The organism is Desulfovibrio desulfopostgatei, from assembly GCF_053570645.1.
The window spans coordinates 119,423-136,818 of sequence record NZ_JBRBQS010000002.1; the positions used below are offsets into that span (position 1 = coordinate 119,423).

The 17,396-nt window shown below is 60.2% G+C and carries 15 protein-coding genes and 1 pseudogene; 3 read left to right on the forward strand and 13 right to left on the reverse strand.

The annotated features are described in order from the left end of the window. Window positions 1–66 precede the first annotated feature (66 nt). The 8 genes from rpsO to ACUZ9Q_RS00520 form a co-directional block, all read right to left on the reverse strand. Complete coding sequence (gene rpsO, locus ACUZ9Q_RS00485) at window positions 67–336, reverse strand: 30S ribosomal protein S15 (RefSeq protein ID WP_022659913.1); 270 nt, start codon at window positions 334–336, stop codon at window positions 67–69. Between the two features lie 24 nt (window positions 337–360). Next, complete coding sequence (gene truB, locus ACUZ9Q_RS00490; protein WP_371740830.1) at window positions 361–1,374, reverse strand: tRNA pseudouridine(55) synthase TruB; 1,014 nt, start codon at window positions 1,372–1,374, stop codon at window positions 361–363. A 102-nt stretch (window positions 1,375–1,476) separates the two neighbouring features. After that, window positions 1,477–2,505, reverse strand: coding sequence for a DHH family phosphoesterase (locus tag ACUZ9Q_RS00495; RefSeq protein ID WP_192113517.1), 1,029 nt, complete (start codon window positions 2,503–2,505; stop codon window positions 1,477–1,479). Continuing rightward, window positions 2,492–2,782, reverse strand: a complete 291-nt coding sequence (locus tag ACUZ9Q_RS00500; RefSeq protein ID WP_027181023.1) for a DUF503 domain-containing protein — start codon at window positions 2,780–2,782, stop codon at window positions 2,492–2,494. Before ACUZ9Q_RS00500 ends, ACUZ9Q_RS00495 begins: the two co-directional genes overlap by 14 nt. A gap of 210 nt (window positions 2,783–2,992) precedes the next feature. Then, window positions 2,993–5,986, reverse strand: a complete 2,994-nt coding sequence (gene infB / locus ACUZ9Q_RS00505) for a translation initiation factor IF-2 (RefSeq protein WP_449247139.1) — start codon at window positions 5,984–5,986, stop codon at window positions 2,993–2,995. Next, the gene (locus ACUZ9Q_RS00510; protein WP_022659908.1) at window positions 5,976–6,239 is read right to left on the reverse strand and encodes a YlxR family protein; all 264 of its coding nucleotides are present in this window, start codon (window positions 6,237–6,239) and stop codon (window positions 5,976–5,978) included. The genes infB and ACUZ9Q_RS00510 overlap by 11 nt, the downstream gene beginning before the upstream one ends. Continuing rightward, window positions 6,226–7,539, reverse strand: a complete 1,314-nt coding sequence (nusA, locus tag ACUZ9Q_RS00515) for a transcription termination factor NusA (protein WP_192113519.1) — start codon at window positions 7,537–7,539, stop codon at window positions 6,226–6,228. The genes ACUZ9Q_RS00510 and nusA overlap by 14 nt, the downstream gene beginning before the upstream one ends. Window positions 7,540–7,648: 109 nt before the next feature. After that, window positions 7,649–8,371: a ribosome maturation factor RimP gene (locus tag ACUZ9Q_RS00520; RefSeq protein WP_192113520.1), complete on the reverse strand. Its 723-nt coding sequence runs from the start codon at window positions 8,369–8,371 to the stop codon at window positions 7,649–7,651. A 391-nt stretch (window positions 8,372–8,762) separates the two neighbouring features. Between ACUZ9Q_RS00520 and ACUZ9Q_RS00525 the strand changes: the two are divergent. After that, window positions 8,763–9,464: pseudogene (locus ACUZ9Q_RS00525) on the forward strand (PAS domain-containing protein); the annotation flags it as partial. Then, a complete protein-coding gene (locus ACUZ9Q_RS00530) occupies window positions 9,465–10,367 on the forward strand; it encodes a methyl-accepting chemotaxis protein (protein WP_438835838.1) in 903 nt (300 codons plus the stop codon). A 114-nt stretch (window positions 10,368–10,481) separates the two neighbouring features. Here the strand turns inward: ACUZ9Q_RS00530 and thiF are convergent, their stop codons facing one another. The 4 genes from thiF to thiS form a co-directional block, all read right to left on the reverse strand. Then, complete coding sequence (gene thiF, locus ACUZ9Q_RS00535; protein ID WP_449247140.1) at window positions 10,482–11,096, reverse strand: sulfur carrier protein ThiS adenylyltransferase ThiF; 615 nt, start codon at window positions 11,094–11,096, stop codon at window positions 10,482–10,484. A gap of 103 nt (window positions 11,097–11,199) precedes the next feature. Beyond that, window positions 11,200–12,318, reverse strand: coding sequence for a 2-iminoacetate synthase ThiH (gene thiH / locus ACUZ9Q_RS00540; RefSeq protein WP_192113523.1), 1,119 nt, complete (start codon window positions 12,316–12,318; stop codon window positions 11,200–11,202). A gap of 69 nt (window positions 12,319–12,387) precedes the next feature. Continuing rightward, on the reverse strand, window positions 12,388–13,176 hold the full coding sequence (locus ACUZ9Q_RS00545; RefSeq protein WP_192113524.1) for a thiazole synthase: 789 nt from the start codon (window positions 13,174–13,176) through the stop codon (window positions 12,388–12,390). A gap of 66 nt (window positions 13,177–13,242) precedes the next feature. Further along, a complete protein-coding gene (gene thiS / locus ACUZ9Q_RS00550; RefSeq protein ID WP_215646862.1) occupies window positions 13,243–13,443 on the reverse strand; it encodes a sulfur carrier protein ThiS in 201 nt (66 codons plus the stop codon). Between the two features lie 844 nt (window positions 13,444–14,287). Here thiS and ACUZ9Q_RS00555 point away from each other — a divergent pair. Further along, window positions 14,288–16,129, forward strand: a complete 1,842-nt coding sequence (locus ACUZ9Q_RS00555) for a carbon starvation CstA family protein (RefSeq protein ID WP_192113526.1) — start codon at window positions 14,288–14,290, stop codon at window positions 16,127–16,129. A 130-nt stretch (window positions 16,130–16,259) separates the two neighbouring features. Here ACUZ9Q_RS00555 and ACUZ9Q_RS00560 read toward each other — a convergent pair whose 3' ends face one another. After that, complete coding sequence (locus ACUZ9Q_RS00560) at window positions 16,260–16,952, reverse strand: DVU0298 family protein (RefSeq protein ID WP_449247141.1); 693 nt, start codon at window positions 16,950–16,952, stop codon at window positions 16,260–16,262. Window positions 16,953–17,396 lie beyond the last annotated feature (444 nt).

Consider the following 17,396-nt stretch of genomic DNA (forward strand, 5'->3'; position numbering starts at 1 on the left):
TACCCTCGTGGGGGTTGATTCAAGCAACAAGGGGGAGCGCTGGCTCCCCCTTGCGCGACAGAAGTCTTACTTGCGCAGACCGAGCTTTTCGATAAGAGCGCGGTAACGCTGAACGTCTTTCTTCTTCAGATAGTTCAGAATGTTGCGACGACGGCCAACCAGCTTGAGCAGACCGGTGCGGGAGTGGAAGTCCTTCTTGTGTTCTTTGAAGTGACCGGTGAGGTCTTCAATACGGGCGGTGAGCAGAGCCACCTGAACTTCCGGGGAACCGGTGTCGCCTTCGTGTTTGGCGTGAGCATCAATAACCGTTTTCTTGTCGCTGGCATCCATTACCACAGCAGTACTCCTTGATAGTCGGGGTTAGTTCCAAAGTCCCCGCAACACGGTCCAGCATGGGCCAGCGGGCGTGGTTTCGAGCTGCGCCAGAGCCAGGGCAGTGCCCTGTTCAAGCAGCAGCGCAAAGCCTTCCGCAGGCTCGGCACCTGTCGCGCCCTGCTCGGGGGCATCCGCTTGCGCGGGTGCTTCCGGGCGGCAAGGCACGGCTATGCCGTTGCGCACACGTGCGGCTTCATCCGGCGTGAGTTCCACCTTGCGCCAGTGGGGCAGCGCTTCCGCAATGGGACGCACGCAACCGGGCAACAGGGTGGGATCAGCCGTGAAATCCGCAGGATCGTGGGCCACATCGAGGCCGAAGGGGTGACTATACTCCCGGGTCAGTTCTGTGAGCACGGCTCCACACCCTAAGCGCGTCCCCAAGCTGTGGGCCAGGGAGCGTATATAGGTGCCAGAACTGCAAGCGACCCGAAAGCTCACAAACGGAAGACTCACCGTGAGTGTTTCCGCCTGTGAAATTTTCATGCGTTTGACCTTGGCAGGGGCTTCTACGCCCTTGCGCGCCAGTTTGTAGAGCGGCTGGCCTTCGTGCTTGGCCGCTGAATAGGGCGGCACGGCCTGCTCGGCAAGCTCAAGCCACGCGGCAACTTCGCGGCGCACGTCAGCTTCGCTCACATGCTCCCACGGCGCTTCGGCCACTACCTTGCCTTCAATATCCCAGGTGTCGGTGGTCTGGCCCAGCCGCAGCGTGCCGCTGTAAACCTTGCCGCCGCCAGCCAGCAGATGCCCTGAAAGTTTGGTGGCCTGCCCCAGCAAAACAAGCAGAACCCCTGATGCCAAAGGATCAAGAGTGCCCGCATGCCCGATCTTTTTTTGCCCAAGGCGTTTGATAGCCGTGAGACAACGGGCCGAGGTGGGGCCGGAGGGCTTGCGCAGCACCAGAATGCCGTGCTGCTGGGGCAACTGGGCCGCCCCGGAGCTTTTTTCCGGCTGCCGGTCTGGGGTGCTGGGTGCGGCAGCAGCCGCTTTGGTCATACTCATACGCAAGTTGCTACCATAGCCGCAGAGCGGGCATAAGTCAAAAAAATATCGACGGCAAAGGCCCCTGGCGGGCCCTAAAGCCGAGAAAAAAGCAGAAAACTGTTACTCGCCGGAAGAATCCTGCTCTTCGGCATCCAGTTCTTCAGCTATGGCCGCCAGCAACTGGGCGCTTGCCGCATCCATATCTGCCCGCACAGTGCCGCCCGCGGCATTGCGGTGCCCGCCGCCGCCAAGTCTGGCCGCCGCCGCGCGCACGTCTACCGCCCCGTAGGAGCGCAGGCTGAACTTGCAGCAGGCCGGGGAATCCTCCCGCAGTACTGCGGCCACCTGAACGCCGCGCAAACGGCGCAGTTGCTCCACAAAGCCCTCAAGGTCTTCCTTCAGCGCCCCGCATTTGCGCAGGTCTTCAAGATACACGGGGCAAAAACAGACGCTGCCGTTGCGCTCAAGTTGCGCCCGCTGCAAAAGCTGGCCCCAGAGGGTCAGGCGGCCACGGCTCCAGCTGTTTTCAAGATGTTCGCGCAACTGGGCAATATTGCAGCCATGCTCAACCAGATGGGCCGTGAGGTAGAGCACCTCGGCGCTGGTATTGCCGTGGCAGAAACCGCCGGTGTCGGTAATGATGCCAAGGGCCAGACCGTTTGCCAGCTCGCCAGTAAGGGGCAGGCCTGCGGCCAGGGCCACATAGGCCATGAGCTGGGCAGTGGCCGCTGCCTGGGGTTCAACCCAGTTTGCCACGTTCCCCATGCCGTTGCCGCCGAGGTGGTGGTCAATATTCAGGGTTTGCAGATCCGGCAGGCGCCCCGCCAGCTCGCGGCCAAGGCGCTCGGGTTCGCCGCAGTCAAGCAGCACCGCGCAGCGCGGCTTGAAGGGCGGATGCTCCAGCGTTGTGTGCACAAAGCCCGGCGTGGAAAAAAAATCCAGATATCCCGGCAGGCCTGGCTGGGCGTAGAGCATGAATTCCTTGCCCATGGAGCGCAAAATATGCCCAGCAGCCGCCACCGCGCCTGCTGCATCGCCGTCTGGGTTCACATGGGCGGCCACAATAACCTGATCCACATGGCGAAAAGCTTCGGCCATGCGTTCCGCACCTTCGCGGAATTGCGGGGGAATGAGTTCAGTCCGCTGCATATATCTCCACCTGGCTATCCGTCATTTCCTCGGGGCAGACCGCTTCCATCATGAGCGCGCATTTGTCCATGCGGCTGCGCAGATGGCTCTCGCTGTTGGAAATGGATACCACTGCAAGCCGCAGACGGGAGAGGCTGTCTTCTGTTCCCGCTTCGGCTATGGCTACATTGAATTTGTTTCTGGTCTTCTGCTTCAGGCTGTTGGCAACGCGGCGCTTGGCCTTGAGATTATCGTTGCCTTCCAGGCTGAATTCTACGGTAAGAACCGCCATAAACATGGCCATAGGCTGGATTCCTGCCGGGCGAAAGGCTTTTTGCAGGCTTGTCGCCTTGTGGCGGCAAGGGGTAGGTGGTGTGCTTTTGGCCCCACGGGCACTTTCCGGCACAGCCGAGAACTACAGATATGGCCTGAAAGGCTGGCTGTCAAAGGCATGTATGCAAAAAAGAAGGGAGGCCTGTTTGCGGCCTCCCTTCCCATTAATCAATGTTTAAAGAGTGGCGGCTTCTTCGACGGTTTCAAAGGCTTCAATGATGTCGCCGATCTTTACGTCGTTGAAGTTTTCAAGGCCCACGCCGCACTCGTTGCCCTTAACCACTTCCTTGGAGTCGTCCTTGAAGCGCTTGAGGGAAGAGATCTTGCCCGTGTAGACCACCACGCCGTCGCGCAGCAGACGCACACCGGCATTACGGGCGATCTTGCCGTCAGCCACGTAGGAACCGGCGATGACGCCGACCTTGGGCACGCTGAAGGTGTCGCGCACTTCGGCCTGGCCGAGGTACACTTCACGCTGCACAGGGGCGAGCATGCCAGCCATGGCGCTCTTGATATCGTCCACGAGCTTGTAAATGATCTCGTAGAAGCGGATATCCACGTTTTCGTGGTCGGCCACATCCTTGATCTTGGAAGTGGGACGCACGTTGAAGCCGATAATGATGGCCTGCGAGGCAGAAGCCAGCAGAATGTCGGATTCCGTGATTGCGCCTGTGCCGCCGTGCACCACGTTGATGCGCACCTTTTCCGTGCTCTGCTTGTTCAGAGCTTCGGTGATGGCTTCCAGGCTGCCCTGCACGTCCGCCTTGACCACAAGGTTGAGGGTCAGGGTTTCCTGATCGGACTTGCGCTGCGACAGGAAGGTTTCAAGGGTGACGCGCGATTCGGAGGCCAGATCGCGTTCACGCTGCTTGACCGCGCGGGAATCGGCGATGCGGCGGGCGACCTTTTCGTCGGACACCACAAAGAATTCTTCACCGGCTTCCGGCACGCCTTCAAAGCCCTGCACTTCCACAGGCAGCGAGGGGCCGGCGTCCTTGACCTTCTTGCCCTGGTCGCTCATGAGAGCGCGCACACGGCCCGAGAAGGTGCCGCACACAAAGCTGTCGCCCTGGCGCAGAGTGCCTTCCTGAATGAGCACGGTGGCGATGGGGCCACGGCCCTTGTCGAGCTTGGCTTCCACGATATGACCGCGAGCGGGCTTGTCGGGGTTGGCCTTGAGCTCCATGATTTCAGACTGGAGGGCCACCATTTCGAGCAGTTCGTCCAGACCCATGCGGCTCTTGGCCGAAACCTTGGCAACGATGGTGTCGCCGCCCCATTCTTCGGCCTGCAAACCAAGCTCGGCCAGTTCACGCAACACGCGGTCAGGCTCGGCGCCGGGCTTGTCCATCTTGTTCACGGCCACCATAATGGGAACATTGGCGGCGCGGGAGTGGTTGATGGCTTCGCGGGTCTGCTCCATGACGCCGTCATCGGCGGCGACCACAAGAATAACAAGGTCGGTGACCTGAGCGCCACGGGCGCGCATTGCGGTGAAGGCTTCGTGGCCGGGCGTGTCGAGGAACACGATTTCGCCGCGCTTGGTCTTCACATGGTATGCGCCGATGTGCTGGGTGATGCCGCCGGCTTCGCCGCTGGTGACGTTGGACTTGCGTATGGCGTCGAGCAGCGAGGTTTTACCGTGGTCAACGTGACCCATGATGGTAACAACAGGGGGCCGCGGCTTGAGTGTTTCAGGCGCGTCCACTTCCTTGGGAACCAGATAATCGTCTTCAGAAAAGCCGACTTTTTCAACTTCGTAGCCGAATTCGGCTGCCACCAGGGTGGCGGTGTCGATATCCAGCGTCTGGTTGATGGTCGCCATGATGCCAAGACCAAAGAGCACCTTGATGATCTCGTTGGCCTTGAGGCCCATCTGGTGGGCCATATCGGCAACGCGGATGGCTTCGGTAATACGGATCTTGCGCTTTGCGGCCTTGAGCGGCTGGGTGGACTGCGGCGCCACAGAAGAACGGCCCGACTTGCGGCGGCCCTTGCCTCTGTTCAGGCGACCGCTGTCGTCGTCATCGCTGCGGCGACCAAAATCACCCTGCTGAAAATCAACAGTGCGGCGACCCTTGAGACGCTTTTTCTTGCTCTGCCCATCGCGGGTGTCGGAAGGGGAGGCAGGCGCTGTCTGCTGTCCAAAGCCGCCTGCGGGACCGCCGGGGCGGGGACCGCCAGCAGAACGCGGCGCGCCGCCGGGGCCACCGGGGCCACCAGGACGGGGACCCCCGGGACGGGGAGGCCTGCCAGCGCCGTCTCTGGGCGGATAACCGCCGGGGCGGCTGTCGCCAGTGCGGGCGGGGCGGGCATCCTGCGAGGGAGTCGCGCCGGGAACAGGACGGGAAATAATGCGAACCTGCGGTGTTGCCGGAGCTTCTGCACGGGGTGCGCGACGGGGCGCGGCGCCTTCCTCGCCATCTTCACTGGCGCGGGCTTCGGCAGAACGCTGGGGCAGGGTAGGCGCAGACGAGCCTTCGGGCATGGCCGAGGCATCGGGGCGCGCCACACGAGCCTTGGCGGCCTTGTCCTGGGCTTCAGTCTTGTCGGCGTGGGGCTTTTCAGCCTGAACCTTTGCAGCAACGGCTTCCACCACAGGCGCGGCGGGCGCTGCTTCAGGTGCAGGTGCAGACTCCGCAGCGGCGGGAGCCGGAGCTTCCACAACCTCGGGTTCTTTCTGGTCGCTGGGGCGGCTGATGACGCGGGCGGGCGAGACAACCTTGGCAGGCTTGACGACGCGGGCCTTGTGTTCGGCAGCGGGGGCCGATTCCTGCGCGGGCTTGGAAGCCTTGGGCGCAACGGATTCGGCAGCGGGAGCCGCAGGGGCCGCTTCGGCCACGGCTTCTACCACAGGGGCAGCTTCCTTGGGCGCTTCGGTTTCAACCGGTGCGGCAACGGGGGCTTCCTGCGCTGCGGTTTCGGCTTCCTGCGGGGAGTCCTTGCGGCGGCGGCGCACGATGACGTCGCGCTGCGAACCGGCGCGCTCCGCATCAACCTGTTTCTGTTCGGCAAAGTAGTCGCGCAAGCGAGTGGCCTCCTCTGAGGTGACGGAACCAGTAGCGGATTTTACCGGCAGGCCGAGCTCACGCGCGACACGCAGTATATCCTTGGGATCTTGCGAGATATCCCCGCCGAGATCCTTAATTTTTATTTTATCATCGGACATGTTTTCCCCCCTTGCGCCGTGTTCCGGGTCTGAATTTCGCGAACTTGGCCGCGCAGACAGGATCGGAACATACATACCAGCCTCTGCCCGGTCTGGTTTTTTCTGCGTCTAAAGTCAAAATTCCCTGCTCCGCCAGTACGTGGCGGTCGAGATCGGCCTTGGGAAAGCGGCGGCGGCAGATGACGCACATGCGCTCCGGCCCGTCACAGGCCTGCTCCCCGACTTCAACGGGCGCAGCGTTATTCTTTTGCATCTCCGCTTTCCGTGGCGGCGGGCATTTTCAGCTCCACTGCCGAGGATTCGGGAGTGCTTTCCACAATCGGGGCCAGGAAGTTGATGGCCGAGCGCAGGTCGGCAATGCGCGCCGCGCTGATAGTGAGCTTGTCAGACAGTTCCTGATCCGTGGCCTCGCGCAGGTTGTCCAGCGAGCTGTAGCCCGCGGCAAGAAGCGCTTCAATGGAAACTTCCGCCACGCTGGCAACCTGTTCAAGGCCGTGCCCAATGGCATTGGCCTCGTTGTAGCGGGTTTCGGTAAATATATCGACCTTCCAGCCCAGCAGGCGCGCGGCAAGCTTGACGTTTTGCCCCTTGCGCCCGATGGCGTTGGTGAGCTGATCGTCAGGCACGATGACTTCCAGAAGATTTTCTTCTTCGTCCACCACAATGCGCGAAACCAGGGCCGGGGCCAGGGCGTTGCGGGCATAGGTGGCAATGTCTGCGCTCCAGACGACGATGTCGATGCGTTCGCCGTGCAGTTCCTGCACGATGTTCTGGATACGCGAACCGCGCACGCCAACGCATGCGCCCACGGGATCCACATCGCGCTCACGCGAAAGCACGGCAACCTTGGCGCGGGAGCCGGGATCGCGGGCAACGCCCATGATCTGCACCACGCCATCGTCAACTTCGGGCACTTCGCGGCGGAACAGGGCGGCCATGTAGTCGCGGTGCGAACGCGAAACAACAACCTGCGGGCCGCGCCCTTCCTGGCGTACCTCAATGATGAGGGCCTGTACGCGGTCGCCGCGCTTGTAATGTTCGCGGGGGATCTGTTCCTCGCGGGGCAGTATGGCCTCGGTGCGGCCAAGGTTCACAACCCAGCCGCCCTTGTCGCGGCGCTGCACGATGCCGGATACAATTTCGCCCACGCGATCCTTGTATTCGGTGTAGATGATTTCCTGCTCCGCATCACGCATGCGCTGGATGATGACCTGCTTGGCAGACTGGGCGGCAATGCGGCCAAGGTCTTCAACCTTGACGCGGAAGCCCATTTCATCGTCCACCTGCACGGAAGGATCATGCTTGATCGCTTCGGAGTACTCAATCTGCGTGTCAGGATTGGCAAAGTCGTCGTCGGCCATGACGATTTTGAACTGGTAGACCTCAATGTCGCCTGTTTCGTCATTGTAGGTAACTTCCACGTCCATATCTTCGCTGAAGCGGCGCAGCACCGAAGTGCGCACCGCGTCTTCAAGCGTGTCGATGAGCATGTTGCGGTCAAGGCCTTTGTCCTTGCTGATCTGGTCAATGGCCTTTTTAAGTTCAAGATTCATGGGTGCCTCCGGCTGCTGGCGCTGCGGCGAAAATATCTCTGGTTCCTGCCCTGTTCACGGCGGCCAGTGCTTCTGGCCATGCCAAGCGAGTGTGCAGTTGCGTCAAGTTTTACTGGTTCTCTTCAGAACCACTGGATTTTGTTTTCTTTTCCTTGCGGGGCTTGGTCGCAGTCTTGGCGGCGGGCGCTTTGGCGCGGCCCTTGCCAGGCTTTTGCGGCTGCCTGAAAATATACATGCGGCTTGCCCTGCGCACGGCATCCCAGGGGATGCTGACCGGCGGCAGGTTTTCGGGTGTCACCTCGCCCTCGGGCGAGATGGTGGCTGGCGCCAGGGTGAACGCATTCTCTTCAACGGAAAGCAGGGTGCCGCGCCACAGGCGGCGGGGGCCGCCGTGGGAGGGGTTGGGCCCTTCGGGCGCATCCTCGTTGATGGCAACGGCCCTGAGCAGACGGGCTTCCACCACATCGCCAATATAATGGCGCATCTGGTCAAGGCTGAAGAAAAGTCGCGTCAGGCCGGGGGTGGAAACCTCCAGCACGTACGCCTCGGGAATGGTATCTTCCACCTCAAGGGCGAGGCCAATGTGGCGCGAGATGTGCTCGCACTGCTCAAGGGTGGCAGAAAGTGCGACCAGGGCTGGCGCATCAATGTCGTCGGTGTCGGCGGGGGCGGGCTGGGTGCCGGATTCTTCAGAAAACGGCACGTCTACAAAGAGCCGAACCACTGTGCGCCCGGCGCGGACGATTTCCACTCCCCAGATAACCAGGCCCAGCGATGTTGCGAGGGGCTCGGCCAAACTGGTGATGGTTTCTTTGAGTACGTCGTCGGTCATTCGTTTCTTAGAGCATTCCTTTGCGCTGAAAATGCGCTTGCCTGGCGGGTTTGCCCTGTCACAAGGACAAAAAAAAGGGGGCCCATTCAGGCCACCCCGCAGGAACTGCGTTCCGCATCAGGATGTAGCAGTGGCGCGAACGCCAGCCGCTTTGAATGAGTTTCATTATCTTGGTGAAAAAAAAATGTCAAGATGTTTGTGCAATGCGGGCAAGATATACTATGGTGAGTTGTCGTACCTTGATTGATGAAGTATGGATACCACCAAATGGTAAAAATGCCCCTTTTTTTTCTGAAAACTAATTTTTTTCAAAAAACTGCCGAAATGCAGAATGAGAAGAGAATAGTCCGGGACAGCGGCATTAGGGGGCTGCTGTACCTTTTTGTAAACGATGGCATGCAGACGGCAAGTTTTTGCCACGTATAAAAAGTTTTGCGTTTTAAAGAGAGGTGGCTCAGTGAACGGTAAATTCCTTTTGTACAGTTGCGCATCAGCGCTGCTGGCAGCGGGTATTGGCTTTGGCGTAACTCAGCTGGCGGGTCTGCCCGTTTTAGCTGTCATAGTGAGCGCTCTTGTGGCGGCTTTTGGCGCGTTTGCTGCCGGGCGTGCGCTTGCTGGCGGGGCTTTGCGTCAGGCTGGTGAAGCTGTCTGCGCCGTGGCGGCCAATCCAAGCCGAAGCCTGAGCAATACTGATCCCTCTCTTGCTCCGCTGTTTACAAGCCTTGAAGACCTGCGGCTGGCATTTAAAAACGACAGGGAATACAAAGACGGCATCCTGCGTGGCCTGCCCATGCCGTACCTGCTGGTGGACACCAACGAGCGCGCGCTCAGCACCAACAGGGCATGTCTGAACATGCTGGAAATCGACGACAGCATTGAATCCTGCCTTGGCAAAACCCTGGCCCATCTGTTTTATAACGATCCCACGCGCAAAACCGCCGTGGGCAAGAGCATGGCCACGGGCGAGTGCTTCAAGAATCTTGAAGTGACCATCGGCGGGCACAAGGGCGGCAAGGTCAACGTGCTCGCCAACGTGTTCCCCATCTACAATGCCGAAGGGGCCTGTATTGGCGGCATGTGCGTGTATGTGGACATGACCGCGCTTAACGAGGCGCAGCGGCAGATAACGGAAAAGAACCAGCGTATGGCCGAAGTGGCGCAGGCGCTGGAAGAAACCATGGATGAGCTGGCCGAGATCGTGGTGGCCCTTACCGGCAGCATCCGGCAGTCGGACAAAAATGCCGCCATTGCCGCGGGCCAGCTTAAAGAGGCCGCCTCCTCCATGGGCCACATGAACGCCAGAGTGCAGGAAGTTGCCGGCAATGCGGATAAGGCCGCCGAAGCTTCTGGCCACACCATGTCCAAGGCCACCACAGGGGCGGAAGTTGTGCAGAACGCCCTGCACGGCATTGAAAACGTGCACCGTGTTACGCTTGATCTGCGCACGGATATGGCCACGCTGGAATCACATGCCAGAGCCATTACCGAAATTATGAACGTTATTTCAGATATTGCCGACCAGACCAACCTGCTGGCCCTCAACGCAGCCATTGAAGCGGCCCGTGCCGGCGAAGCCGGGCGCGGTTTTGCCGTGGTGGCCGATGAGGTGCGCAAACTGGCAGAAAAAACCATGGCTTCCACCACGGATGTGGGCCGTGCCATTGAGGCCATTCAGCAAAGCGCCGCCAAGAGCATGTCGTCCATGGACAATGCCGTGCAGCAGGTGGAGCAGGCCACAGACTACGCCAAGCAGTCTGGCGAGGCGCTGGACGCCATCGTGGGTACGGTGGAAAACACCGTGGGGCAGGTCAAGGCTATTGCCGCTGCCAGCGAAGAGCAGTCAGCCGCCAGCGAGCAGATCACCCACACCATTGATCAGGTGAACCATATGGTGGCCGACACGTCCCAATCCATGGGCCAGGCCAGCATGGAAACCGACAAGCTTCAGGAACTGACCGACAAGCTGGAAGACCTGACCGCGCAATTGAAAGTGTAGCTCAGTTTTTTGCCTCAAGGCAGTACAAGACCCGTTGCAGCCGGATAGAGCGATAAGCGCGCAATATCTGTCTGTAACGGGTCTTTTTTTGTGGTCAAAAATATCTGGCAGTTCTTATGCTTGCTCGTTCACGCCCAGCACCATCTCAAGCACGGCGTCAGCCAGCAGGGCGGCGGCTTCTGTCACACGGGGGGCAAGGGGCGGGGCCAGCAGGATATCTGTGCTGAAGTCGCCCACGAGCATCAGATTGCCAAGGTAGCGTTTGCCCATGGCTTTGCCGCCCCAGCCGCCCATGCCCGATGCGCTGGCTATGCGGTAGCCGCCGAGCAGGGCAGTTTCCACCAGCAGCGTTTTGTCGTCCGGCCCGTCAAAGGCCTCCACCCAGATGGGGCAGGTGGGCAGCACCTCAGCCATGTTGCTCTGGTCAAGGCGCATACGCCGGGCTTCCACGCCCATTTCGGGATTCAGTTCCAGCAGCAGCTCTGCCAGGGCTTCGACCTTGGGGCGGCCCACATGCCGGGGCCAGTATTGCTGGCGGTTGAGATTGGAGGCGTCCACCACGTCATCATCCACCAGCACCAAATTGCCCACGCCGCTACGGGCCAGCATCAGGGCCGCGTTGGAGCCAAGCCCCCCCGCCCCGGCAATGCCCACGCGGGCGGCGCGCAGGGCCTCCAGTTGGTCGGGGCTGAGGTAGCGGGCAAGGCCGTTGTGAAGTGCATTGTGCATGGCGTAGATCCGTGAGTTGGTATTTGGCCTGGAGGTGTCAGCTTGTATCACGCGGCGGCCCGGTGTGCACCAGACCGCCGCTCCATCACTGCAAACAGTGTTGTTACACTGCCACCGGGTCTTCCCAGTCTTTAAGCACAGCCTGATAGCCTATGCCAGCCAGGGAGGCCGCCATTTCTTCAAGGCTGCGGCGGTCGGTGATCTCAAACTGGCCGGGATTGTGCAAGTCCTCGGTTGCGCGGCCGCCCACGGCGGTGGAAACACCGGCGGAAACTCTGGTTACGCCGATAGGCACCAGATGGTCGCGCATAAAGGCGCTTTCGCGGCTGGAGCAGGTGATGCCCGCACGCGGCAGGAAGCAGCGCATGGCAGTAACATATTGTACAAGATGGCGGTCGTCCACGGCGTGCTGCACGTCAAAGTTGCCCTCATGCGGGCAGATGCGCGGGATGGAAACGCTCACATCCACGCCGGGATAGCGCCTTTGCAGCCACCATGCGTGCAGGCCTGTGGCAAAGGCATCCTGCTCAAAAGATTCCAGCCCCAGCAAGGCGCCCACGCCGATGGAGCGGATGCCGCCCTCTGCCGCGCGCTGCGGCGCATTGAGCCTGAAGCCGTAATCATGCTTGGGGCCAACGGGGTGCAGCCATGCGTAAAGTTCCGGATTATACGTCTCCTGAAACATGGTCATGCTGTCCACGCCTGCGTTCACCAGCAGTTCATATTCCTCGGTGGTGAGCGAATAGACCTCCACGCCCACCGAGGCAAAGCGGGGTTTGATGCGCCGGGCCGCATCCGCGATATACTGCGGCGAGGATAAATGCCGCGCATCGCCCGTCAGCAGCAGGATGTGCTGAAAGCCCTTGTCGGCGATAACGTCCGCCTCCGCAGCGGCCTCATCAATGCTCAAATGGCGGCGTGGTTGCTTGTTTTTGGCATTGAATCCGCAGTAGCGGCACTGGTTGGTGCAGACATCGGAGATGTAGAGTGGAGTGAAGATGTTCACGGCCTTGCCAAAGAAACGCAGGGTCAGCTCGCGTGCGCGGCGGGCCATGGCCTCAAGGTGCGGAGCAGCCGCAGGCGAAAGCAGGGTAAGGAGATCGGCTGGCTGCAAAATTTCCTTTTGCAGCACGGCCAGCACATCCGCTTCTGTGGCGCGTGCGGCTCCCTCTGCCCGGCGGGCTGAAGGCCACGCCTGCAAATATTCCTGAAAAGTTTCCATGTGTGATCCTTATAAGCGGTCGGCTGCCAGCGGTTTGGCTGGCGGTCAACATGGTGTGTATTGCAAGCGTTAGCGGAGAAATCCCGTCAGCGGTGAAGACGCTTCCGCGCCCTGGCCCTGCGCCTTGACGGCACCGGGGCCAGCCAGCCATGCATCGCGCCCGGCCCGAACTGCCGCGCCGAATGCGCGGGCCATGCTGACTGGATCGCTGGATGAGGCAATGGCTGTGTTTACCAAACAGGCAGCCGCGCCCATTTCCATGGCCTCGCAAGCCTGAGAGGGGCGGCCAATGCCCGCGTCCACCACAATGGGCAGGTCGATTTCTTCAATCAGGATGCCCACCATTTCCTTGGTGCGCAGGCCCCGGTTGGTGCCGATGGGCGCACCCAGAGGCATGACGGCTGCCGCGCCGGCATTGGCGCAGGCCCGCGCCACGTAGAGGTCTGGATTGATGTAGGGCAGAACGGTAAAGCCATCTTTAGCGAGAATTTCCGTTGCCTTGGCGGTTTCGTAGCCGTCGGGCAGCAGATGGCGGGTGTCGGAAATGACCTCGATTTTTATCCAGTCGCCGCAACCAGCAGCGCGGGCCAGCCGGGCCAGACGCACGGCTTCCTCTGCGGTTCGCGCGCCCGAGGTGTTGGGCAAAAGGCGCATGTGGGCGGGGATATGCCCCATGATGCCCTGGCTGGAAGCCTGGTTTTCGCCCTGTTTGTCCACACGGCGCATGGCCACGGTGATGACTTGCGCGCCGCTGGCTTCGGCCACTGAAGGGATGAGGCTGTCGGCTCCATATTTGCCGGTACCGATGAAAAGACGGCTTGTAAGGGTGACGCCGCCGATGATGAAGGGATCGTTCATTGTGCTCTCCGTCTGGAATGTGCTGGTAAAAGGATGGTGTGCCGGGCCGGAAACAGGTCTGGCCTGTTATCCGCCGCCCACAAAGTGCACGATCTCCAGACTGTCGCCCCCGCAGAGCAGGGTTTGGGCAAAACGTTCGCGGGGCAGGATTTCTCCGTTGCGTTCAACGACAACCCGTGCCGTATCATGCCCGCGTGCTGCCAGAAGTCCGGCAACGCTGCATGGTTCGGCAATGGCTTCGGTTTCCCCGTTGACTGTGACATCCATACGCGCCTCCAGAGGAAAACAGCCGCTGGGCTGCTTCCGAGGTTGAGGTTGTAATGGTTCTGCGGGGCAGTTGATGCCGGACGGCATAAAACAGAAATGCCCGCAAAAACCATTACGGCTGCGGGCGAGCACAATCCTGCAAATACATGCAGGTTGGCCAGCTTCCCTTCGTCGGCACTATCCGCGTCAGGTGCAGAACCGCGTTGTTTTGCGCGATTCTAGGGGTCAGGGCGCTACCACCCTTTCTCAGCCTTTGAGGCTCCCCCAGCCGGTTTTTCAAGTTTAGGCCCAGGCGCGGAGGAATGCAAGCAAAACGGCCAACGATAGGCAGCAACCCGGCGTTGCTACATTTCTATTGCCACATTGGGAGGGTTTAGCGCGGGGCATGCAAGCCCGCCAACAAAGTGCTTGCATGGATTCACGAAAAGAGTGAAAATTTTCACATCGCTGCGGGGCCTTTGTGAATGCAGGCAATCTGTCTTCGGTAACCGAGCAAAATACTGTATAAACAGTGTGCGCCAGAAGCCTTTTCCATTAAACTGCGCAAGATATATGGTGATTGGCGTTTGGCCGAAAGTGCGGCACTGGCCTTGCGTAAACAATTTGTATGGACAGCGCAATTTAATGGGGGTACGCGAAAAGCAGGAAAGTTTATGATTAGCAATGTTGACCAGTTAACTGGGGGTTCTGGTTTGTCGCGGTTTTGATGCCCGACGCATTGGCAAGGAGGAAGCAGACTGTGCATTGTTCCGCGGGATTCAGTAGCGTGTTTCTGGGGTAGCGGCTGTGTGCTTTGGAATGATTTGCTGGCTGCGACCAGAAGAACAAAACAGGGAGAGACACGATGGAAAGCTTGGAGCACATTAATGCCATCACGCTAGTGTTTGCGGCATTGTGCATATTTGCCATTGCCTACCGGGTGTATGGCATTTTTCTGGCAAACAAGGTTCTGAAACTGGATGCGGGCCGCATTACGCCAGCGGTTCGTTTTGCTGATGGTCACGACTACGTCAAAACCAACGAATTTGTTCTCTACGGCCACCATTTTGCCGCCATCGCGGCTGCAGGGCCGCTGGTTGGCCCTGTGCTCGCCGCGCAGTTCGGCTATTTGCCCGGCGCGCTGTGGATTCTGATTGGCTGCGTACTTGGCGGCGCGGTGCACGATATGGTGGTGCTGTTCGCCTCCGTCCGGCACAAGGGCCAGAGCCTTTCGGCCATCGCCCAGCGCGAGGTCGGCCCCGTTACAGGCACCGTGGCGGGCATCGCCGTGCTGTGTATTCTTATTCTGACCCTGGCCGGTCTTTCGCTGGCCTGCATCAGTGCCATGCACAACGCGCCCTGGTCGCTGTTTATCGTTGTCATCACCATGCCTATCGCCATGCTCATGGGCCTGATCATGCGCTTCAAGCAGAACAGCGTTCTGCTTGCCAGCCTTGTGGGTCTGGTGCTGCTGGTTGTGGGTATTCTGAGCGGCCATGACCTCATGCAGAAGGACGTGCTGGGCTGGGCATTTGACTGGAACCGCGACACCGTGGCTCTGGCCATCGCCGGTTACGGCTTCCTCGCTTCCGTTCTGCCCGTGTGGTTCCTGCTGGTGCCGCGCGACTATCTTTCCACCTATCTCAAGATAGGCACCATCCTTATGCTGGCCGTGGGCATCATCTTTGTGCAGCCCATCCTGCTCATGCCCACCGTTACCCCCTTTATTAACGGCGGTGGCCCCGTGATCGGCGGGCCTGCATTGCCCTTTATCTTTATCACCATCGCTTGCGGCGCCATGTCCGGCTTCCACGCCATCATCGGCACCGGCACAACGCCCAAAATGATCGGCAACGAGCGCGACATCCTCTTTGTAGGCTACGGCGCCATGCTGACCGAAGGCTTTGTCGCCATCATGGCCTTGATCGCCGCCTGCACCCTGATGCCCGGCGACTACTTTGCCATCAACGCTACCCCCGACAAGTTCAGCTCGCTGGTTGCGGCGCACCCCGCGCTGAACACTGTCGATCTGGGCTTCTTTGAAGAAAAGATCGGCCTGAACCTGCATGCCCGCCCCGGCGGCGCAGTTTCTCTGGCCGTGGGCATGGCCCACATTTTCCACAAGATCCCCTACATGGATCACCTGATGGCCTACTGGTACAACTTTGCCGTCATGTTTGAAGCGGTCTTCATCCTGACCGCCATTGACGCCGGTACCCGCGTGGGCCGCTTCTTCCTGCAGGAAATGCTGGGCAAGGTGTACGCGCCCTTTGGCGACAAGAACTGGATGCCCGGCGTCTACATCACCAGCTTCATCTTCACGTCCATGTGGGGCTATCTGATGTACACCGGCAACATCAGCAACATCTGGCCCCTGTTCGGTCTGAGCAACCAGCTGCTTGCTGGCTGCGCCCTGATCGTGTGCACCTCCATGTTGCTGCGCATGAACCGCGGCAAGCTCAGCCTTGTTACGGCCATCCCCGGTATCTTCCTGACCGCCGTGACCTTCTGGGCTGGCTATTTGCAGGTCACCACGACCTACATCCCCGGCGGCAAGTATCTGCTTGCTTTCCTGGCCTGCCTGGTCATGGTGCTGATGGTCTTTGTGCTTGTGGGCACCATCCGCCGCTGGATTGAACTCATGAACACCACTGGCACGGTTAACGACGCTTACGGCGAACCCGTGCGCGCCCTGGCCGAAGAATAGCGGAAGAATAACTGAAAGCCGCTGCTGGCGGCTGGCATAACAAAGCTCCCCCGGAATCTCGCGGTTCCGGGGGAGCTTTCTATTTATGGCAAAGGTCAACTATGGCTTGCGGGATGCGCCAAGAAGAACGTTACTTCAGCTTGCCCTCAAGGGCATCGGCAGCAATCTGGCTTGCGGTTTTTTCGTAAACATCTTCGCCGTCAAAGAGCTCGCACGGGGCTGTGTTGCCCGCTTCGGCCAGGCGGCGCAGAGCTGGGGCGTCCATGAGGTCAGGCGGCAGTTGGCTGAGCGCCCATGCGGCCATGCCCTGGCACACAGGATCAACGTCTTCCAGCCCTTTCAGCAGCCAGGGGCGGGCGGTCAGGCACAATTGCGGGCGAGTCTGGGCAAGACGCCCGATGGCCCAGTAGCAGGAGCGGCGCAGGGTGTCGTTGTCGCAATAGTTGTCGTCGCGGCCAAGATCAATGATGTAGCTGATAAGAATGCGGTGAAAATCCTTGCCCAGGGATTCGCTGGCGGCGAGGATTTCTGCAAAGGCCTCGGGGATGCCCCAGCCGATGTTGCCGGATTCTTCGTTGAGGTGCCACATGAGGCGGCGGACAATATTCTTGGCCGATTCCGGCTGTTCCTGCATCAGGCGCGCTGTTACCTGCCCCAGCGCAACAGCGGCTCGGTGCATGGTTTGGGGGCCGAGCAGAAGAAAGGAAAAGAGCGGCCCAATATTTTCAAGGCCGCCTTGGGCGATTTCGTCTAGGTGTTCACGCCACTGCGGGCTGACAAGGCACTCTTTAAGCTTTTGTTTTGTAGATCGCATGCGGGCCATGAGCAGTTCCTCCGCGGTCTGTTTTCAGGCTTGCATCCATAGTGAGCGCTTTTGAGCGATCTGGCAAGGCAGGAATCTGGGTACGTGTTTCGCCGTGCGGCGGGATTGCGCCCTTCGGGCGCGGAAGTTTCGCCATCCGGCGAAGTTTGGGACGCCTGCCCGGCGCGGGGCAAAGGGGACCGGCTATGGGGCTGCGCCCCGCCATTCTGATGCCAAACCCCGCTCTGCGGTTTTTGGGCCGCTTTCGGCGGCGTTGCCGCCGAGCGGTAAGGCACGGCTATCAGTCGCTGACGGCGCGGCAAAGCCGCGACCTGCTCCTGATTTCCGGTCGTATTGGCTAAGCCAATACTCCGTATGGTGCTGCGCCCCCTCCTCGGCCCCCTCTGCTACCCCCCTTGGGGTTTCAATTACCGTGGGCTTGCGAGGGCACGCGTCTGCTGCTGC